The following is a 21,649-nucleotide window of genomic DNA, read 5'->3' as shown; positions in this document are numbered from 1 at the left end:
GTCGCTCTCGTTCCGCACATCCGACCTCGGAAGGCTCCATCCGTGACTCAGCTCGGTCGCAGTTCGACCACCTTCACGGTTGACCTGCCTCAGGCCAATACCACCGTGACTCTCGCCTGGGCAATGCTCACCGACACCGGCCATCGCCGCGAGGTGAACGAAGACAGCCTCATCGCCGATCCGCCCGTCTTCGCCGTGGCCGACGGCATGGGCGGCCACTCGGCCGGCGACGTCGCCAGCGCGGCCGTCGTCACCCGACTCGCCGACCTGGCCGGCGCGGCCGTGACCGACGCCGAGGCCCTCAACCAGGCCCTCAGCCAGGCGGTCATCGATATGGCCCACGGCGTGGGCGTCACCGACCAGGGAACCGGAACCACGGTCACCGGTGTCGCCCTCGGGATCGTCTCCGGGGCCGCGCAGTGGATCGTGTTCAACATCGGAGATTCCCGGGTCTACCAGCTCACCTCGGGTGTTCTCGAACAGGTCACCGTCGACCACTCGGTGGTGCAGGAACTCGTCGACGCGGGTCGCATCACCCGCGAAGAGGCCGACGTGCACCCGCACGGTAACGTCATCACCCGCGCGGTCGGCTTTCATGAACCGCCCGTGCCGGACTACCGCGTGCTGCCCCTGCAGGTGGGCATGCGCATCCTCGTCTGTTCCGACGGCCTCACGAAAGAACTCACGGCCTACGGCATCCGTCATTTTCTGATGTCGATGCCCCGAGCGGAGGACGCCGTGCAGGCGCTCGTTGACGCCGCCCTCGAGAATGGCGGACGTGACAACGTGACCGCTATCGTGCTCGACGTGCTGGACATCGTGCACGAAAGCGGTGAGTCTGCCCCCCTGCTGGGGACAGATTCGTAAAACTGGCCCGGATGGGGCGATGAACGGCGCGGTGAGCCTGCTTACAATGAGCGGTATCGCCCGTTCAACCCTCACGGCAAGCGCGGACTGATTCACGACGCACTGGTATAAGAAGCGGGAAGGCACGCATGACGCGACGACTGCCGTCACCCCCGCCCAACCTGCCGGGGTTCTCTTACGTGCGCGTTCTCGGGTCGGGTGGTTTCGCCGACGTTTTTCTGTACGAGCAAAACCTGCCGCGGCGGCCCGTCGCGGTCAAGGTGCTGCTCGCCGGCATCGTCACCGATCAGGTGCGGCAGATGTTTCGGGCCGAGGCCGACCTGATGGCCCTGCTGAGCTCACATCCGTCGATTTTGACGGTGTTCCAGTCGAGCGTCTCGAGCGACGGTCGGCCCTATCTGGTCATGGAATACTGCTCGGCCAGCCTCAGCCAGCGCTATCGCGCCGCGCCGCTGGCCGTTCCCGACGTCTTGCGCATCGGCATCAAGATCGCGAGCGCGGTTGAAACGGCCCACCGGGCCGGCGTGCTGCACCGCGACATTAAACCGTCGAACATTCTGGTCACCGCCTACGGTCATCCCGTGCTGTCCGACTTCGGCATCGCGTCCACGCTCAACGAGGCCGAAAAAGCCGACGCCGTGGGCCTGTCGATCCCCTGGTCGGCACCGGAAGTGCTGCTCGACGAGGTTTCGGGCACCATCGCGAGCGAGGTCTGGTCGCTCGGCGCGACCCTCTACTCGCTGCTCGCCGGGCGCTCCCCGTTCGAGGTGCCCGGGTCCGAGAACTCCACCGCCGATTTGATGGGCCGCATCGTGCGCGCGAAGGTGCCGCCGATCGGTCGAGCGGATGTTCCCGCCCGGCTCGACGCGCTGCTCACCCGGTCGATGAGCCGTAACCCCCAGGCACGGCAACGGAGCGTGCTCGAGTTGGTGCGGGAACTTCAGACGGTGGAAGCCGACCTGGGGCTGGCGCAGACGCCGCTCGAAGTGGCCCTCGAAGACTGGGCCGCGGCCGCCACGGCCGACCCCGACGACAAGACCCGCATCACCGGCGTCGCGTCGATCGACCCTGCCCCGGCCAGGCGCCGCCGTTCCGCTTCCGCTCGCCCGGCGCTTACCCGAGCGGCGGCGGTCGGGCCATCGGGTCGGCTGCCGCTCGCCGAGCCGCTGTCCGGACATCGGTATCCCTCTGTTCACGGCACCGCCGGCAGCCGCAGCGCTCTCGGCAGTTCGGCCACGGTGCTCAGCAGGCCACGGCGTCGAGTCGGCCTGCTCTGGGTGCTCGTGGCGGCATCCGTCGTTCTTGTCGGCGGAACCGCGGCCGGAGCGGCCGTGCTGCTGCAGTCCACCGACGCGGCGATCCCGCGCGTCACCAACGTCGACGGTTCAGAGCGCAATGGCCGAGTGTTGTTCGAGTGGACCGATCCGGGAACCCAGCAGGGCGACAGCTACGTCGTCGCCCTGCGCTCCGGGGAGACAAGTATTCAGCGCGGCACGGCCTTCACCGTCGACCCGCACGGTGCGGCGAGCGTCTGCGTGACCGTGACCGTCAACCGAGCCGGCAAGTACGGCGAGCCCAGCCGGGAGAAGTGCGTCGATGTCGCCGGGGATGCCGCCGGGCCTGTTGCCGGCGACATACACGGGGACGACCGGTGAGTGTCGCCGACGCGGCATCGCTTCGTGCTCGAATCGGGCCCTGGCTCGCCGCTCACCGTTCCGGCACGATTACCAGCCTCGCGAGCACGGTCGTCGTCGCCCTCGTGGCGACCCTCGCGGTCGTCTCCGGCGGCTACACGGCGCAGCGCCTGGATCTTAACGATGCGGCGGTCTGGGTGGCCAACGAGAGCCGTCAGGCCGTCGGGCGGGCGAACACGGCCGTGCTCGAACTGAACACCGTCGTCGAGACCGGCAGCGCCACGCTCGCGCTGCGCCAGGCCGGTGAGACGGTACTCGTCGTTGACGAGGCAAACAGCACGCTCGAAATCCTCGACCCCGCCACGGCAGAACTCTCAGACAGCGTGGCGCTGCCGCCGAATGATCCCGACGTGTTTCTGGCCGGCGGCCGCGCGGTCATCGCCGCCAACGGCGACGTCTGGAACCTGCCGACGGCCGGACTCGACACCTTCGACAGTTTGAGCCGCCCCGACCTGGCGCTCGGAACCGGATCGGTCGTGAGCGTCGCCGCCGACGGGCTGCTGCATTCTTTCACTCCCGCGACCGGAACCCTCGTCACCGTCTCGGTCAACGACTCCGACCGCATCTCGGCCACGGTCACGGTCGATGCGGGCGACGCCGACGACGCCTACCGGCTCACGAGCGTGAATGGTGACTGGGCGCTGCTCAACGCCACCAGCGGCATCCTCTTTCTGAACAACCGTGAAATCGACCTGTCGGCCGACCTCGTGGGGGAGTCGGTCCTGCAGCGGGCCACGCCTCGGGGAGACCGCCTGCTCGTGGCGCATGAGGGCGGCCTGATCTCCGTGGGGCTGACCGGTGGTGAACCGCGAACGCTGGTTTCGGGTCGCACCGGGCAGCCGGCAGAGCCGGTCTCCGTCGACGGATGCGCCTACGCGGCCTGGTCGGACGGCTCCGCCTGGCAGGGCTGCGCCGGCTCGAACAGCACAGGAACCGCCGGCACCGGACCAGATGGTGCCCTCACCACGCTCGATGCCCTGGCCGGGGATGCCCGGCTGGAATTTCAGGTGAACGGTCTCGGCGTGGTGCTGAGCGACGCCCGCAACGGCAGCGCGTGGGCCGTGCAGCAGGGAACGGCCCTCATCGACAACTGGGACGAACTCATCGACAGTGTCGTCGACCCCGAACGGGTCGAGGAGAACCTCGACGATGCGCCCGAATTCGAGGACACTCAGCTGCCTCCCGTCGCCGAGGATGACGAGTTCGGTGGCCGACCAGGCCGCGCGCTGACCCTGCCCGTGTTGCTGAACGACTACGACCCCAACGACGACGTGCTCATGATCACGGACGTGACCCCGATCGACCCCGAACAGGGTCACCTCGACCTCATCGCCAACAGCCAACAGGTTCAGCTCACCCTCGGCTCGGAGGCGTCCGGGACCGTGGTCTTCGACTACACGATCAGCGACGGGCGCGGCGGCACCGCCACGGCAACGGTGACGGTCACGGTGCGCCAGGCGGATGAAAATTCCGCACCGGTGCAGGTGCGCACGAGCACCGCGACGGTGGAGGCCGGGTCCGCTGTCACAACCCAGGTTCTCGGCGACTGGGTCGACCCTGACGGCGACCCGTTCTACCTCACGGCGGTCAACGTCACCGCTCCCGACGCCGTCTCGTTCACCCCGAACGGCGCCGTCACGTTCACCCACGGCGGATCGGGTGTGGCGAGCGATGCCGCGTCGAACTCCGACGGCGGCGTGCAGGTCGGACTCGTGGTGTCTGACGGAAGCCTCGACGGCACCGGCACCCTGAGCGTCAACGTGCGAGCGGTCGGATCGGTACCGATCGTGGCCGATACCTTTCTCGTTCTCGCCACCGCGGGCGCCGAGGTGACCGTCTCCCCCCTCGATCACGTTCGCGGCGGCTCGGGAGCACTGCGCCTCAGCACGGTGCCGACAAAATCGGACGCGACCATCACGACCGACGTCAACGCCGGAACCTTTCGTTTTCTCAGCAGCGTCGTCGGCCCGCACTACCTGGAATTCGTCGTGACCGACGATTCCGGCGTGACCGCTGTCGGCCAGGTACGAGTGCAGGTGACGGCGGCCGATGATGCTGCGAGCACGCCGATCACGGTGCCGCACACCGCCTTCATCCGGGGTCAGGACTCGGCACTCGTCGACGTTCTGGCGGGGGACATCGACCCCGGCGGCGGCGTACTGCTGGTCACCGGCACGATGAACGTGCCCGTCGGCAGCGGCCTGCGGGTCGAGGTGCTCGACCAGCGGCTGATCCGGGTCACGCTCACGAAACCGCTCGACGGCCCGGTCACCTTTTCATACCGGGTCAGCAACGGCCTGGCAGCGGCCGACGGCACCGTCACCGTCATCGAGCTGCCGGCGCTCGCCCGCAAGCAGGCCCCGCTGGCCAGGCCGGACAGCATCTCGGTGCGGGTCGGCGACGCGATCGACATTCCGGTGCTCGCCAACGATGAACACCCCGACGGAGACACGCTGACCCTCGCGTCGGAGCTGGCGACGCCGCTCGGCAGTGACGCTGGCCTGCTGTTCGTGTCTGGAAGCGGATTGCGCTATCTGGCTCCCGAAGCGCCCGGTAACTTCACGGCCGTGTACCGCGTGAATGCCCCTGATGGGCAGTTTGCCAACGCCGAGGTGACGATCTCGGTGCGTGAGGTGGATCGGGACGCCAACCGGGCTCCGATTCCGCAGACCGTGACCGCGCGGGTACTCGCCGGTGAGACGGTGCGCATCTCGATTCCACTGGCCGGAATCGATCCCGACGGTGATTCCGTGCAGCTGCTCGGGCAGGAAACGAACCCGGAGAAGGGTGCCGTGACCGGCGTCGGTGCGGACTGGATCGAGTTTGAATCGGGGGACTACGCCGCCGGAACCGACACCTTCACCTACGCCGTCATCGACGCTCTCGGGGCGCGGGCGACCGGTCTGGTGCGGGTCGGCATCAGTGCCAGGCTCGACGGTGCCCGCAACCCCATCGCCGCCCCCGACGAGGTCGTTGTGCGACCCGGCAGCACCGTCTCGGTGCGGGTGCTGGCCAACGACTCCGACCCTGACGGCGGAAGCCTCAGCCTGCTGAGCGTCGAGCCGACGGATGCCGCCGGCGTGGCGAGCATCGATGGCGATGTGATCTCGGTGCAGGCTCCGGCCGCCGAGGGCCGCACCGGGTTCATCTACGAGATCCAGAACGAGCGCGGCGGCACCGGCTCAAGTTTTCTCACCGTCGTCGTCGACAAGGAGGCCGTGCGGGCGCATCCGGACGCGCGCGACACCGTGCTGACGCTCTCCGACGTGCTCGATCATCCGTCGATCGACGTCGACGTGCTGGCCCGCGTTTTCTTCGCCGAGGGGCAGGCGAGCGAGCTGAAACTGGGTGTGCTGCCGGGGTACGCGCGGCAGGCGAAGGTCACGGCCGACCAGCGCATCCGCGTCACGGTGGGTGACGACAGCCAGATCATCCCGTTCTCGGTGACCCACCCCGACGATGACAGCATCGTGTCGTACGCCTTCATCTGGGTTCCGGGGTACAGCGACGCCCTGCCGCAGCTGCGCACCAACGTGGCTGCCCTGAGCGTCGCGAGCGAGTCCAGCCTGAGCATCGACATCAACGACTACGTGGTCGCGGTCGGTGCCAAAAGGGTCTCGCTGACCGACGAAGCGGCGGTCAGGGCCAGCCACTCCGACGGGGCCAATCTGGTGGAATCCGACGACAGCCTGGTGTTCACGAGCGCGGACGGCTACTACGGACCCGCGTCGATCTCGTTCGAGGTGACGGATGCCCGCCGGGCGGGCGATACCGAGGCCCGCAGCGCGACGATCGTGCTGCCCATCACCGTCACCCCCCGGGACAACCAGCCGCCGGCCTTCGACGGTGCGGTGCTGGACTTCGAACCCGACCAGACCACGGTCGTCGACCTGCAGAAACTCACCTCGTATCCGTACCCCGACGCGGTCGATGAGCTGGCCTACACGGTGCTCGCGCCGGAGCCGACCGGTTTTGAGTATGGCCTCAACGGATCGCTTCTCACAATCCGCGCTGCCGAGGGCGCCGAGAAGGGCAGCGAGAGCGCCCTCGTGATTGGGGTACGTGACGACCTGAGTGAGGGCGAGGCCGGCCGAATCGAGCTCAACGTCGTCGCCTCGACCAAGCCGCTCGCGATTCCCGCCGCCGATCAGGTTCTCGCGCCGCGCGGCCAGACGACCGTCGTCGACGTGCTCGCCAACGACACCGCGACGAACCCGTTTCCCGCGGTGCCGTTGCGTGTCGTCGCGGTCCGGGGGCTCGACGGTGCCGGCGTTCCGACCGGCGTCACCATCACGCCGAGCACCGACCGCAGCCAGCTGAGCGTTTCGGTGGCCGCCACCGCAGAGCCGGTCGACACGACCGTGCAGTACCAGGTGGCCGATGCCACCGGAGATGCCGACCGGTATGCCTGGGGAACCGTGCGGGTTTCGGTGCAGGATGTGCCGGATCCGGTGAGCCGCGTCACCGTGACCGGGTTCGGCGATGCCTCCCTGTCGCTGTCGTTCAATGCCGGTGCGGCCAACAACGCGGCCATCAGCGGCTACGACATCACCCTCGTCGATGCAGGCTCCGGGGCGCCGGTCTCCACCTCCACCTGCGCCGCGACCACCTGCACGGTCGCAACCGGCGGTAATGGCCAGGCGAACGCCGTGCGGGTGTCGGTCACCGCCGTCAACGCCCTCGGCCGGTCAGCTTCCGCCGCATTCGGCGGCGCGGTCTGGTCAAACGTCGTTCCGGTCGCTCCGACCGGCCTGACCGCTGCCCCGCTCGACGGTGGCCTGCGGCTCGGCTGGAGGACCGTGGGCGCCAGCCAGGGCGGCACCGCGGTGAGCACGTACGTGGTCACCGTCAACGGCGTGGAACGCGCACAGGTGAGCGCCACGTCCTGCTCATCCGGTGCCTGCAGCCTCGACGTGGACGGCCTGAACAACGGTGCCGTGGCCTCGTACACGGTCAGCGCCCGCAACGACTCCTTTGCGGCGCTCTCCAGTTGGAACAGCGCCCGTGCCGACGGTACCCCGTACGGCCCGCCGCGGGCCGGCGGTATCTCGGCCACGGCGACGGATGCCTCCGGCCGGGTGACCGTGTCGTGGAACGCCTTCGACGGGGCCGGTTCTGCGATCGGCGGTTACTTCGTGCAGCGGCTCTCCGGCCAGTCGGTGCCCACCGGCGCGCAGGCCTGCTCGGTGAGCGAGCCCGCCCCCGGCACCCTCGTGCCGCCCCGCGCGGGCGGCGACGTTGCGGAGCAGAAGTCCGCGGCCGCCGCCGCCACCTCCGCAACCTTCGATGTGTCCCTCGCCGACAACCGCAGCTACTCCTTTGTGGTCTGGGGCTACAACCAGGCCGGATGCGTCGCGACGGCCGTTGCGACGGTGCTCGTGAGCCCGGTTCCGGGCCAGATCACGTCGGTGCAGGGCGGCATGGAACCGCGCGGACAGGCGCCGGAATCGATTGCCAGGGATTACCACCTGACCGGGCTGCAGGGTGGCGGAGCCACGGTGTCCTACTACGAGCTGCGCAGCGCCGGCTCGGGGCTGGGCGGCGGCGAACGTTTCGGCGGCGCCGGCACCGCCGATGTCTGGCCGCGCGAACTGCTCGCCGAGCCGTTCGGGCAGACCGTCGACTTCGAGCTGCGAGCCTGTAACGCGTCGGGAGCCTGCGGGGCCTGGTCGGCTTCATTCAGTGCGCCCGAGGCATCCGTCAGCCTCGCCGTGCGTGGCGTGGCCTACGACGCCGACACCGGTGTGTTTAGCTGGACGAATGCTCCCGACAACGGCGCGGACTACCCGGCGACCTTCACCTGCTCGGCCGACACCGCTGACGCGAGCACGGCGGCCGACTCAGGCAACACCTGCACGCTCGCCGAGCCGGCACCAGCCGGTGGCGCACAGCTCACCGTGACCGTGAATGGGGCGACACATGACTATAGAAACTGACCCCGCTGCCCTTGACGGCACGTCCCTCGATGGCACGTCCCTCGATGGCACTGCCCTCACCACGGAATTTCAGCACCGAATGAACGGAACCACCCCCGCTATGACCATGAGTCCGGACCAGGCCAGCCAGTTCGCCGACGCCTTCGAGCGGTTGGTGCGCGGGGTCGAACACGTCGTACTCGGTAAGAAACATGTGATTCGCCTGTCATTCGTGGCGCTGCTGAGCGAGGGACACCTGCTGCTCGAAGACGTGCCGGGCACCGGCAAGACGTCGCTCGCGAGGGCGATCGCGCAGAGCGTGCGCGGAACCTCCAACCGGGTACAGTTCACGCCCGACCTGCTGCCGGGCGATATCACGGGCGTGAGCATCTACGACCAGAAGAGCGGCATCTTCGAATTTCACCGCGGACCGATCTTCGCCAATATCGTGCTCGCCGACGAGATCAACCGGGCCAGCCCGAAGACCCAGGCCGCGCTGCTCGAAGTGATGGAAGAAGGCCAGGTCACCGCCGACGGCGTGACGCACCCGGTCGGCGCCCCCTTCATGGTCATCGCCACTCAGAACCCCATCGAGCAGTCGGGAACCTACCGCCTTCCCGAAGCGCAGCTCGACCGGTTCATCATGAAGTCCTCGATCGGTTATCCCGATCACGCCTCCACCATCCGAATTCTCGAGGGCGCGAGCGCCCGACCGCACGAACTGGTCGTGGCCGCGGTGCTCTCCGCCGGCACCGTCGTGGAGCTCGCCGCCCTGGCCCGCACCGTGTTCGTCGACTCGACGATCAACGACTACGTGTCCCGTCTGGTGGACGCGACCCGCAACGCGCCGGAGGTGCGCCTGGGAGCCAGCGTGCGCGGGGCCCTCGCGCTGATTCGCACCGCGAAGACCCTGGCCGCGGCTAATGGTCGGCACTACGTGCTGCCCGATGATGTGAAGGCACTCGCCGAACCCGTGCTCGCCCACCGACTACTGCTCGACCCGGAGGCCGAGTTCGACGGCGTGACCGCGTCGAGTGTCATCGCCCAGATTCTGATCGAGACGCCGCCGCCGAGCGAGCGCCAGGCGGGGTGAACCTCGGGTGAATCAGGTTGGTGACGGCCGGCTCACGGAGGTTCTCGAGCGTGTGATCGGATGGGGCAGGGCGCTGCGTCGGCGCGCCGTTCGGGCGGTCGCCGTGGTCGGGGCCGTCGTCACCCCGCTCGGCTGGAGCCTGACGGTCGCTGTCTCGTTGGCGTTTCTGGCCGGCTACGGCCTCGGCTGGGCCGAGCTCGTCGCCATCGCCTGGGCCGGAACCATTCTGCTCTTCGCTGCCGGCGGCTACCTGATCGGCCGCGATGCCTATCTCGTGACCCTGGCGATGCCGGTGACCCGCGTCGTCGCGGGTGAACGCTCCCCGGGACTCGTCGGCGTCACGAACCCGAGCCGGCGCCACCTGCCGGGCGTCAGTATCGAAGTACCCGTCGGTGGCGGGCTGGCGACGTTCCTGATGCCCGGCCTCGCGCGAGGCGCCGCCTTCGAAGACGTCTTTCTCGTTCCCACCACCCGCCGCGGCATCATTTCGGTGGGTCCGGTGCGCACCGTGCGCAGCGACCCCATCGGGCTCGTGCGCAAGGAACGGGTCTGGGCGCAACCGATCGAGCTGTTCGTGCACCCGCGTACACTGTCGATCCCGAGCATGAGCACCGGGTTCATCCGCGACCTCGAGGGGCACCCGACCCGCAACCTGACGACGGACGATGTCTCGTTCCACGCGCTGCGGGAGTACGTTGCGGGCGACGAACGCCGCAGCATCCACTGGAAGAGCACCGCGAAGACGGGCACCTTCATGGTGCGCCAGTTCGAGGAGAGCCGGCGCAGTCACCTCATGGTCGCGCTGAGCCTGTTCGGCGGCGACTACGCGAGTGACGACGAATTCGAGATGGCCGTGAGTGTCGCCGGGTCTCTGGGCATTCGCGCGATTCGTGACGGCCGTACCGTTTCCGTCGTGGTGAGCGCCCTCGACGGGGCGGGGCGGCCAGGCGCGCCGCGTGGCGGTCGTCGATCCCGAGCAGTACGACGGATGCCCGCGGTGCGGCCGCTCAGTACCCTCTCGCGCGGCCGTCTGCTCGACGATCTGAGCGGCGTCGAGCCGGCCCAGACGGCGCTGCCGCTGCAGGGACTCGCGGCGGTCGCCGCCGAAACGGTGGCCGGTATCTCGGTGGCGTTTCTGATTTGCGGAACACCGACGACGCTCGCACAGCTGCGTGCCGCGTCGACGCAGTTTCCGGCCGGTGTCGAGGTCGTCGCCGTCGTCTGCGACCCGGAGGCACCGCCGACCCTGCGGCGGGTGGCCGAACTCAGCGTGCTCACCATCGGGTTTCTGGAAGACCTGCAGAAGAGCCTCGCCCGATCGGCCGCCGCATGACGACGCGTCAGCGACCAGCGCACCAGCTCGGCATGACGAAAGTGCTCGGCAACCTGCTGGCGATGCTGCTGGTGACGGCAGCGGCATCCGCTACCCTCTGGCCGAGTTATCAGAGCCGAGCCTTCATTGTGATGGTGGCCGGCGGGTTCGTGCTCGGGGCCACCGTGGCGATTCTGGGCGCGCGGTTTCGCTGGCCGGCCTGGCTCGTTATTCTTGTGACAATCCTGGGCTTCGGGGTCGTCGGTGTGCCGCTGGCCGTTCCGGCCCGGGCCGTGAACGGTGTGCTGCCCACCGTTGAGGGCGTGCAGGAACTCGCCATGGCGGTCGTGCTGGGTTGGAAACAGCTCGTGACGATCGCGCTGCCCGTCGGGGACTATCAGGCCCTGCTCGTGCCCGCTCTCATCCTCGTGCTCGTCTCGACGGTCATCGGCCTGACGGTCGCCCTGCGGTCCGCGCACGGCGAGCTCGCGGTTCTGGCACCCGTGGGCCTCTTCATTGCCGGCATCGCGCTCGGACCGAGCAGCGTGGCCCGCCCGGTCGAACTCGGTCTCGGTTTTCTCGTGCTGCTGCTCAGCTGGCTGCTCTGGTTTCGCTGGCGTCGGCGCGTCGGGGCCACCCGTCTTGTGGCGGCGCAGTCGGCCCGCACGATCGAGTCGCTGAGCGACCGGCGGCTCGCGGCCGCTCGCCGGCTGGTGAGCGCGGCGGCCATCATCGCGCTCGCGATTGCGGCCGGTACGGCCGCCTCGCTGGCCGTGCCGCCGGCAGGAGCACGCGACGTGGTGCGCAGCCACGTGCAGCAACCGTTCAACCCCAACGACTATGCCAGCCCGCTGAGCGGGTTCCGCAGCTATCTGCAGTCCCCAACCGTCGACGACACCCTGCTGCGGGTGACCGGACTGCCGACCGGTGAGCGGCTGCGGCTCGCGACCCTCGACAGCTACGACGGGGTCGTGTTTGCCGCCGGCGGCGAGGCCGGGGCCGCGCGGAGCGAGACCGGATCGGCCGACTCCGGTTCGTTCACGCGGCTGCCGTATCGGCTCGATCAGAGCGCCGTCGATGGTCAGGAGGTCGTGCTGCAGGTCGAGGTTCTCGGCTACACGGGCGTCTGGGTGCCCGGTGCCGGGCAGCTGGAACAGGTCGTGTTCGGCGGCGACACCGCCGTGGCGCGCAGTGATTCCTTCTACTACAACGATGTGGGTGGGTCGGCGGCGGTGATCGGCGGGCTCACCCGCGGCGACCGGTATGAGAGTCGTTCCGTCGTGCCCGAATCGACCGGGGATCTGGCCACTGCCCTGCCCGGTTCGGCCGTGCTCGCTCCGATCGCGGTGCCCGACGGCATGCTGGCCGCGCTCGAAGAGGCCCAGCAGGCCGGGGACACACCGGGCGAGCAGCTGCAGGCGATGCTCGATGACCTGCTGACGCGCGGCTACATCAGCCATGGCGTGGGCACCGACGAACCGGTCAGCCGGTCCGGCCACGGCGCAGACCGCATGACGCAACTCTTCACCGATGTGCCCATGCTCGGCGATGAGGAACAGTACGCCGTGGCGGCCGCGATCCTGGCCCGCAGCCTCGGTTTTCCGGCCCGGGTGGTTCTGGGCTTCGCCCCGGATGCCGCGGCCGACCCCGAGGGCGCCGTCGCCGTCACCGGCGCAGACGTGACCGCCTGGATCGAGGTACAAACCGCCCTCGACGGCTGGGTCATGATCGACCCGAATCCGGCCTTCCGGGAGGTGCCGGCGAAGCAGCCCGACGACCCGTCGGTCGTGTCCCGCCCACAGTCGGTGCTGCCGCCGCCCGTCGTCGACATCGAAGACCCCCGTGACACGCCGCCGCCGGACACGACGGTGGAAGACCCGCCCGCGCCGATCGATCCGCTCCTGGCGTTGCTGTTCGCTGTGCTGCAGATTGTCGGCTGGAGCGGGCTGGCTCTTCTGGTGCTGCTGTCGCCCCTGCTCGTCGTCGTCGCAATCAAAACCCGACGTCGGTATCTGCGCCGATCCCGCGGCACCGCCGGGGAACGCATCGGAGGCGGCTGGCGAGAGTTCGCCGACACCGTCACCGACTTCAACGGCGTGGCCGCCGTCGGCACGACACGGGCCGAGCTGGCCGCATCCGTGGGCGGAACGCCCGCACTCGGCGGTACCCCGCCCGTCGTGTTCGCCGAACTTGTCGACCGCGCCGTCTTCGCGCCGGACACCCCGTCGAACGCGGACGCGGACCGGGTGTGGGCATCCGTCGGCGCCTTGCGCCGCTCGCTGGCCGTCGAACACACCCGTCGCGATCGGCTGCGGGCGTTGCTCTCGCTGCGTTCGCTTGGTCGGTACGCTGGAGGGAAGAAACCCTCTCGTTCAGAAGGAGCAAGGTGACCAGTAAGGCCGGGACAGGCGGGGCCGGACCGCCGGGTACCGATGCGGCTCGCTGTCGGATCTGTGCCGCGACGCTTCCTTCCGGTGCGATGTTTTGCGGCGAGTGTGGAAGTTCCACCTCGGCCACGCCGCTGACCCGGCGACGCCCCGATCCGCGCGGTCGCGATACCACGATCATTCAGCCCCTGCCGCGTTCGACGGTGATCTCGGTGCCCGTTCCCGCTGCGCCGCCGCCCGCGGAACGGATCGGGCCGGTGCCGCCCGCGCCCGCCGCGGTGCCGGTGCCGGTATCTGCCGTGCCGGTGCCGGTTTCTGCCGTGCCGGTGCCGGTTTCTGAGGCTCTGCCGCCGGGGGATTCACCGAACGCACCCAGACCCGACGGGGTGCGGTTCGTGCTTCAGTTCAGCACCGGAGAGACCGTGAACGTGCACGGTTCCGGCCTGATCGGTCGGCGTCCGCTGCCGCAGCCCGGCGAGGTGTTTGATCACCTGGTGCAGATTCAGGATTCCGGCATGTCGGTGTCGAAAAGTCACCTCGAGTTCGGCCAACACGGCGGCCAATTCTGGGTGAGCGACCGGTTCTCGGGCAACGGCAGCGTGCTGCAGCGACCCTCGGAGGGGCCACTGCGCTGCGAACCCGGACGGCGCTATCTGGTGCCGCGAGGATCACGGGTCGACATCGCCGACCAGTACTTCGTACTCGCCTGACGCCGTTCGTCTGCGCGTGCCGCCGTTCCGGGGCACGAAGCGGTCGCCGAGCGATGTTCTGCACAGGCAGATTCGCGTCGCTGTTATGCACATTTCGGCATCCTGCCGCCCGCGCGAGCGGCCGGTCTGCTCTGCTGGAGGCATGCGCATCCGTGACGTCGATACCGCCAACACAACGCCGCCGAAGGCCGTGCCATTCGGCGCAGCAGTGTTCTGCGCGGTACCGCTCGATGAGCCGCTGAATCTTCCGCCGCTGCCCACGGTTCCGGCCGCCCAGGCTTTTCCGTTGGTGGCCTGCCTGGCCCCGCTGGGCGCGGCCGTAGCGATCTGGCTGATCACCGGGTCGGCGTTTGCCCTGCTGTTCGGTCTGCTCAGCCCGATCATCGCCGTCGGCAGTCTGGTGGACGGTCGCCGGTCCCGCCGCAAGCAGGGTGTGCGCGATGGGCGGGAACATGACCGAATGCTCGACTCGCTGAGAAGCATCGTCGCCGATCGTCATGATCGGCTGCGGCTCGCCGCCGAACGGCGCACGCCCGGTGCCCTCGCGATCATGTCGCTTCCGGCGGAGGCCGGGCTGTGGTCTGCGGGTGCCTCCATGCTCGTGAGCCTCGGGCGCGGCCACATCGCGAGCGGGGTCCTGCTGGGCGGGGCCCGTGACCCGCTCGAGGAGCGCGCGCTGCGCGACTGGGCCGCCGTACTGACCGGTGCTCCGCTGACGACGGATGTCTCCGGTGGCCTCGGACTCGTCGGGCCGCCCGCACTCACCCGGGCGCTGGCACGGGCGGTTCTGGTGCAACTGTGCTTCGCGCTGGCTCCGGACGCCGGTACCGTCGATGCCCCGCCGGGCGAAGCCTGGGAATGGACGCGCGCACTGCCGCATCGCTCTGAGCGCGGTCAGGCCCGCGTGCCCGGAGCGGCCGCCTCGCGAGCTGGTGCCACCTCGGTGACGGCGGCGCGGGCAGGCTACCGGGTGCTGATCGGCGAGAGGATGGCGCCCGGTGATGCGAACGGGTTCGGAGACGTTCTTGGGCCCGAGGGGGTGGCTGGGCACGGGCAGGCGACAGCGAACGGGGTCCTCTTCCTGGCGCGCACCGAGGCCGAGCTGCCGCGGGGATGCAGCACGGTCGTTCGGGTGCACGGGCCCGCGCGGGCCGAGATCGTGCGTTCGCCGGCGCACTCGCCGGGCACCCGGTTTGAGCCGGACCTGATCGCCGCGGAACAGGCGTTGTCTTTCGCCCGCGTGGTGCGGCAGCGGGCCGGGGCTGCCGGGCTGTTGAGCGCGCCCGCCGAACTGCCCCTCGTGGTTGCATTCGACGCGCTGCTGGCCGATGGTGAGGGGGCGGGGGAGTTGCGTGCCGGGCCTGCGCGCGCGGGGGTGGCGGCTGCCGGACTCGCGTGCCCGGTGGGTGTCACGGCCGAGGGATCGTTGATGCTCGACCTCGTACGGCACGGGCCGCACGCGGTCGTCGGTGGCACCACAGGCAGCGGCAAGAGCGAGCTGCTCGTGACCTGGGTGGCCTCGATGGCGGCGTGTTTCGACCCCGACACGGTGACATTTCTGCTCGTGGACTTCAAGGGCGGCGCCGCCTTCAGTGCGCTGGCCGAACTGCCGCACTGCGTTGGCGTGATCACGGATCTCGACGCGGCGCAGGCCACACGGGCTCTCGCCAGTCTCTCGGCGGAACTGCGCTATCGCGAGGGCGTGCTGCGCGATGCCGGCGTGCGCGATGTGAGCGAGCTGCCGGGAACGCTCGTGCCGGGGCAGGCGCTGCCGCGCCTCGTCATCGTCGTCGACGAGTTCGCGACCATGCTCGCCGCCTTTCCCGCACTGCACGCCCTGTTCGTCGACATCGCCGCCCGCGGCAGGTCACTCGGCGTGCACCTGATCCTGTGCACGCAGCGTCCGGCGGGGGTAGTGCGCGACGCGCTGCTGGCCAATTGCAGCCTGCGGCTGTCGCTGCGGGTGAACAATCGCGCCGACAGCGAAGCGGTCATCGGAACGGATGCCGCGGCCGGGCTGCCCGCATCCGTTCCGGGGCGGTGCTTCGTGAGTGCCGGCGACGGCGCGCCCGTGCTCGGGCAGATCGCCACGACCACGGTCACCGATCTGGGTTCGCTCGCTGTCAGAAGCATCGAGGCCTGCCGACTCCGGCCCGGGCTGGTCGGCCCGCGGCGGCCCTGGCTCGACCCGCTTCCTCGGGTGCTGCCGGAGTGCGATCTCGGCCGCGGTGTCGATGTGGTCGGCATCGAATCCTCGTTTCGGATGGGTCTGGCCGATGAGCCGCACCGCCAGCGATACAGCGTCGCCCGCTATACGCCCGCTGCCGACGGCCACTTGCTCGTCGTTGGCGACGCGCGATCGGGCAAGAGCTCGCTGCTCGCGACCCTCGCGCGACAGGGAACGGGCCAGTGCCGCACGGAGTCGGTCATCGCCGACGTGGAACACCTCTGGGACGCGCTCGTCGACGCCAGCCACGTGCTTGAGACTGGTGCGGGTGAACCCGGCGTCGGTGGCACGCGGTTGTTGCTGCTCGATGACCTCGACTCGGTCTGTGCCCGCCTGCACCCCGAGCATCAACTCGCCGCGCTCGAGATGCTCAGCGTGATTTTGCGCGACGGCCCGGGCCGCGGACTCTACGTTGCGCTGGCAGTGCAACGTCTGACTGGGGGCCTGCGCGGCGTCAGCGCACTGTGCCGCAGTCGGTTGCTGTTGTCGCTGCGTGACCGGGATGACTATCGGGAGGCCGGTGGGCCAGCCGGACTGTACGATAACGGCCTTGAGGCGGGCGGTGGGTGCTGGCAGGGGGCGCGCGTGCAGCTGCTCGCGGCGACAACCACAGTCACAGCGACAGCGACGTTGGACGACGATGAAACGCCACCGGGTCAGGCCCCGTGCGCGGCGCGGGCCGCAGCCGACCCGGCACCGGTGCTCAACCTGTGCCGGCTACTGCAGAACGCCCCGGTGATCGTCGTGTCTGGGGCGCCCGCTCGGACGATCGCGATGCTGCGCCGCTCGCTCGGCACGGACGTTCGGCTCGTCGACCTGACCGGCAGCGGCGAGCCCGGCAGCGCAGGCATGGACTCGGCCGGGCCTGGTGTCGGGCGTCTCGAGGTGCGAGACGCGACGGCAGGCACCGTCATCGTCGGTGACCCCGACGCCTGGCAGGCCCAGTGGGCACTGCTCTCGGCGATCCGAGCGCGCGGCGCCCTGATCTTCGACGGATGCAGCCACGCCGATCTGCGCCTCCTCAGCCACCGCCGCGACTTGCCGCCTCCGCTGCTGCCCGGTCGTTCACGCGTGTGGGTGCTCTCACCCGACGGGGCGCTTCGCCGCGGCATGCTGCCCGCGGATCCTGATGCTGCCGGGTTTGGGCGTTCGTCTGACTCCCGGGTCTAAGCGATCAACAGGGCCGAACCAACACGTGCTCAGGCGAGCGCGTCGATGAGCGCACGAAATGGCAGGTCGTGGGCCTGTGCGACCGGGGCGCTGACCAGCGTTCCGCCGACGGCATTCAGTCCACGGGCGAGTGCGGCATCCGCTCGCAGGGCAGCCCGCCAGCCCTGGTTTGCGATCATGCGCACGTACGGGAGGGTCGCGTTGGTCAGGGCGTACGTCGACGTGCTCGGCACGGCCCCTGGCATATTGGCGACGCAATAGAACAGTGACTGGTGCACTCGAAACGTGGGGTCGGCGTGGGTGGTGGCATGCGAGTCGGCGAAACAGCCGCCCTGGTCCACGGCGATGTCGACGAGCACGCTGCCGGGCTTCATGCGTGAGACGAGTTCGTTGCTCACGAGCTTCGGCGCTCGCGCGCCGGGGATGAGTACCGATCCGATGACCAGGTCGGCCTGCACGACGGCCTTGTCGATCTCGAAACTGTTGCTCGCTATGGTCTTCACTCGGCCGAAGTAGAGGGCATCGAGCTCCCGCAGCCGAAACAGATTGGTGTCGAGCACGGTGACCTCGGCACCGAGCCCCAGGGAGATCTGCAGCGCTGCGGTGCCGGCGACGCCGCCGCCAAGCACGGTGATGCGTGCCGGGTGGGTGCCGGGCACGCCGGGCACCAGCAGGCCCGGACCGCCGTTGGGTGTCAGCATGGCGTTGGCGCCCACGATCGGGGCGAGTCGGCCGGCGACCTCGCTCATTGGGGCCAACAGCGGCAGTGCCCGGGAAGGCAGTTGCACGGTCTCGTAGGCAATGGCGGTGACGCCGCTCGCGAGCAGGGCCTGAGTCAGCTCGGCCTCGGCCGCGAGGTGCAGATAGGTGAAGAGCACCAGGTCGGAGCGGAAATAGTCGTATTCGCTTGCGACCGGTTCCTTGACCTTGAGCAGCAGCTCGGCCGCGGCCCAGGTGCTCGCGGCGTCGGAAAGGATGGTGGCGCCGGCGTCGTGATAGGCGGCATCGGTGATGAGGGAACCGAGCCCCGCGCCCGTTTCGATGAAGACCTCATGACCGAATGAGACGAGTTCGTGTACCCCAGCGGGGGTGATCGCGACGCGGAATTCGTTGTTCTTGATCTCCCGGGGGATGGCAACCTTCATGAGACTCCTCTGTCGGCAACGTCGCTGTCACCGCACAGCCTACGGTCCCGGCCGCGAATCCGTCCGCGAGAGCGGATGAATCGTGGGTTATGCCGGGCCTAACCGGCGATTCACCCGCTTTCGCGGCACGGGGCGTTACAGGTAGGTGGGGCGGATCACGCCGACGGGGAGTCCGCCGCCGAGTACCGTGAGGCCGAGCTCGGGGGCGAGGGCGTCGACATCCGCTGGGGCTATCGCTCCGGCGTCGGCGAGCAGGTGCAGCGCCACGATCGTGGCGGCGCGCAGGTTGCCGTCGAGCACCTTCAGAGCGACCGTGGTGCCGTTCTCGGCCGCCGCGACGACGATTCCCTCGGCACCGCCCTTGATGAACAGGCCGAGGCGGTCGATCACGGTGCTGTCGCTGAGGCCGGGGCCGGCCACGACCCAGCCGTGCTCGCGCACCGCTTCGGCGAGAAAGCCGGCCTCGCGGTAGATCGCGAAGGGGGAGTTCGACTTCGACCCGGCGATGCGGGCGATGCCGCGCGCGAGTCCGGTGAGGGAGATGGCGTGAACCGGAGCGCCGCATCCGTCGACGCCCGACGCGGCCGGGCGTTCGCCGGTGAAGCGTTCGAGCACGTCGAGCACCCGTTTCTGCAGCGGATGCCCCGGTGTCAGATACCCGGCCAGCGGCCAGCCATTCTGCGCGCAGGCCAGCAGCATGGCCGCGTGCTTGCCCGAGCACTCCATGTAGATCGGTGCCTGTGCCAATCCCTGCCGCACCATGGCGTCGCGGGTCGGCCGGTCGATGGGCCAGGCCGCCGGGCAGCCGAGGGCAGCCTCGGGAATGCTCGCTCTGGCGAGCAGCCCCCGCACCAGCTCGACGTGTTTCGGGGTTCCGCTGTGGCTCGCGGTGGCGATGGCGGCGTCTTCCCCGCGCAGCGTGACCCCACTCGCCATCGACGCGATGGCCTGGAACGGCTTCATGGCCGAGCGCGGGTAGACGGGTGAGGTGACGTCGCCGAGGGTGCGGAGCACCTCGCCTGAGGTACCGAGCACGATCGCGGATCCGGCGTGCCGGGATTCCACGAAGCCGCTGCGTTCCACGATGGCGAGTTCGACGGCGTTCTCGACAGAGAATGTTTCAACCATGCTGGTGCTGCTCACGCTGCGGTCGCCGGGCCTAGAGGGAGGCGATGGCGTCGTCGATGACCGAGAGCGCGTCAGCGATGAGGGCGTCGCTGAGGGCGAGGCTCGGCAGGAAGCGCAGCACGCTGCCGTAGGTGCCCGCGGTCAGCAGCAACACGCCGTGCTGGCTGGCGTAGGCGGAGATGGCGCTCACGGCGGCCGCGTTGGGTAGCTTGGTGGTGTCGCCGGTTCCGGGCTGCACGAGCTCGATCGCGATCATGGCACCGCGGCCGCGGATCTCGCCGATGATGTCGTACTTCTCCTTGAGCACGGTGAGGCCGGCGGTGAGGCTCGCCTCGATGCGCTGGGCCTCGCCGAGCAGGTTGTTCGCCTCGATCGCGTCGAACACGGCGATGGCTGCGGCGCACGAGACGGGGTTGCCGCCGAAGGTGCCGCCGAGACCGCCGGGCTGGCTGGCATCCATGATCTCGGCGCGGCCCGTGACGCCGGCGAGCGGGAAGCCGCCGGCGATGCCCTTGGCGCTCAGCACCAGGTCGGGAACCCAGCCGAAGTGCTCGCTCGCGAAGTATTTACCGGTACGGGCCATGCCGCTCTGAATCTCGTCGGCGATCATCACGACGCCGTTGGCGGTGCACCACTGCTGCAGGGCGGGCAGGTAGCCCTCGGCCGGCACCATGAAGCCGCCCTCGCCCTGGATCGGCTCGACGACGAGGCAGGCGAGGTCGGCCGCGCCGATGACCTTCTCGAGGTAGCCGATGGTGCGGGCCGCGGCATCCGCACCGCTGAGGCCATCGTGATAGGGGTAGGAGCTCGGCGCGTGGTAGACGTCGCTCGCGAGCGGACCGTAGCCGGTGGCGTAGGGGGCGGCCTTGTAATTCATGGCCATCGTCAGCACGGTGCGGCCGTGGTAGGCGTGGTCGAGCACGGCGACGGCGCGGCGACCGGTGTACTTGCGGGCGATCTTCACGCCGTTCTCCACGCCCTCGGCGCCGGAATTGACGAGCACGCTCTTCTTCGGGAAGTCGCCGGGAGTGTGCTCGGCGAGCAGCTCGCAGACGCGCACGTATTCCTCGTAGGGCGTGACGGTGAACAGGGTGTGCACGAAGTCCTGCGCCTGGTCAACGGCCGCAGCGACGACGCTCGTTTCGGTGTGGCCGACGGTGGTCACACCGATGCCGGCGCCGAGGTCGATGAACTGATTGCCGTCGACGTCGACGATGATCGCGCCGTTGGCCTTCTTGATGTAGACCGGCAGCATCGAGGCGACACCGCCCGAGACGACCGCGAGTCGGCGCCGGTGCAGTTCGGTCGAGAGCGGACCGGGAATCGCGGTCACGATCTTGCGTTCCTGAGCCACCGTGTAAGCGGGAGCAGAAGCGGCGGGCACGGCGGTAGGCGCAAGGGTGTCAGTCATGATGGCCCTAGTTTACGGCCCGATGCCGCCCGGGCCTGTAGACACTGGGAGAATCGTCTGCAGGGCAGGCGATTCTCAGGTGCCGCTCGAACGCGAGGAGACGCATGAACGGGGTTCACAACTACGCGGTCACGGTCGACTGGACCGGCAATCGCGGCACCGGCACGAGCCACTACCGGGCCTACGGTCGCGAGCACACGATCACGGCGGGTGGGCGGGCATCCGTCGATCAGCCGTCAATTCTGGGATCGAGCGACCAGACGTTCCATGGCAACGCCGACCGGTGGAACCCGGAAGAACTGCTGCTGGCCGCGCTCAGCCAATGCCACCTGCTGTCGTACCTGCATGTCGCGGTGCGCAACGGGGTCACCGTGACCGGCTATACGGATGCCGCGACCGGCACCATGGAACAGGTTTCGGGCGGAGGCGGACACTTCACGAGCGTGACACTGCGGCCTCGAGTCACGATCAGTGACCCGGAACAGATCGCTTTCGCGCAGACCCTGCACGCCGAGGCCGCCCGTGAGTGCTTCATCGCGGCATCCGTCAACTTTCCGGTGCTGCACGAACCCGAGACCGTCGCCGACTGA

12 protein-coding genes are annotated in these 21,649 nt (G+C 69.2%); 9 read left to right on the top strand and 3 right to left on the bottom strand.

From position 1 onward, the window contains the following. Positions 1–42: 42 nt before the first annotated feature. From E3T55_RS12640 to E3T55_RS12605, 8 genes are all read left to right on the top strand, one after another. Entirely contained in the window at positions 43–867 is an 825-nt protein-coding gene (locus E3T55_RS12640; protein ID WP_134519915.1) for a PP2C family protein-serine/threonine phosphatase, read from the top strand. Positions 868–995: 128 nt separating this feature from the next. Further along, on the top strand, positions 996–2,522 hold the full coding sequence (locus E3T55_RS12635; RefSeq protein WP_134519914.1) for a serine/threonine-protein kinase: 1,527 nt from the start codon (positions 996–998) through the stop codon (positions 2,520–2,522). Further along, positions 2,519–8,497: an Ig-like domain-containing protein gene (locus E3T55_RS12630; protein WP_166791780.1), complete on the top strand. Its 5,979-nt coding sequence runs from the start codon at positions 2,519–2,521 to the stop codon at positions 8,495–8,497. The genes E3T55_RS12635 and E3T55_RS12630 overlap by 4 nt, the downstream gene beginning before the upstream one ends. A gap of 100 nt (positions 8,498–8,597) precedes the next feature. Continuing rightward, positions 8,598–9,569, top strand: a complete 972-nt coding sequence (locus tag E3T55_RS12625; protein WP_134520050.1) for an AAA family ATPase — start codon at positions 8,598–8,600, stop codon at positions 9,567–9,569. 7 nt (positions 9,570–9,576) lie between these two features. Next, positions 9,577–10,902 (top strand): DUF58 domain-containing protein, encoded by a 1,326-nt coding sequence (locus E3T55_RS12620; RefSeq protein ID WP_134519912.1) that lies wholly within the window; start codon positions 9,577–9,579, stop codon positions 10,900–10,902. A gap of 32 nt (positions 10,903–10,934) precedes the next feature. Further along, the gene (locus tag E3T55_RS12615; RefSeq protein ID WP_166791779.1) at positions 10,935–13,271 is read left to right on the top strand and encodes a transglutaminase-like domain-containing protein; all 2,337 of its coding nucleotides are present in this window, start codon (positions 10,935–10,937) and stop codon (positions 13,269–13,271) included. Between the two features lie 209 nt (positions 13,272–13,480). After that, positions 13,481–13,978 (top strand): hypothetical protein, encoded by a 498-nt coding sequence (locus E3T55_RS12610; RefSeq protein ID WP_241993039.1) that lies wholly within the window; start codon positions 13,481–13,483, stop codon positions 13,976–13,978. Between the two features lie 142 nt (positions 13,979–14,120). After that, positions 14,121–17,375: an FtsK/SpoIIIE domain-containing protein gene (locus tag E3T55_RS12605; RefSeq protein WP_134519910.1), complete on the top strand. Its 3,255-nt coding sequence runs from the start codon at positions 14,121–14,123 to the stop codon at positions 17,373–17,375. A 29-nt stretch (positions 17,376–17,404) separates the two neighbouring features. Here the strand turns inward: E3T55_RS12605 and ald are convergent, their stop codons facing one another. The 3 genes from ald to gabT form a co-directional block, all read right to left on the bottom strand. Then, on the bottom strand, positions 17,405–18,520 hold the full coding sequence (ald, locus tag E3T55_RS12600) for an alanine dehydrogenase (protein ID WP_134519909.1): 1,116 nt from the start codon (positions 18,518–18,520) through the stop codon (positions 17,405–17,407). Between the two features lie 135 nt (positions 18,521–18,655). Then, complete coding sequence (locus tag E3T55_RS12595; RefSeq protein WP_134519908.1) at positions 18,656–19,648, bottom strand: asparaginase; 993 nt, start codon at positions 19,646–19,648, stop codon at positions 18,656–18,658. Positions 19,649–19,679: 31 nt separating this feature from the next. After that, positions 19,680–21,059 carry a 4-aminobutyrate--2-oxoglutarate transaminase gene (gene gabT / locus E3T55_RS12590; protein ID WP_134519907.1) on the bottom strand — a complete coding sequence of 460 codons (1,380 nt, stop codon included), beginning with the start codon at positions 21,057–21,059 and terminating at the stop codon, positions 19,680–19,682. 104 nt (positions 21,060–21,163) lie between these two features. Between gabT and E3T55_RS12585 the strand changes: the two genes are divergently transcribed. Then, positions 21,164–21,649: an OsmC family protein gene (locus E3T55_RS12585; RefSeq protein ID WP_134519906.1), complete on the top strand. Its 486-nt coding sequence runs from the start codon at positions 21,164–21,166 to the stop codon at positions 21,647–21,649.

Origin of the sequence: Cryobacterium frigoriphilum (assembly GCF_004403305.1) — a bacterium.
Lineage (GTDB): Bacteria > Actinomycetota > Actinomycetes > Actinomycetales > Microbacteriaceae > Cryobacterium > Cryobacterium frigoriphilum.
The sequence above is the reverse complement of the archived record's forward strand: the minus strand, read 5'-3'. Positions and strand labels throughout refer to the sequence as shown.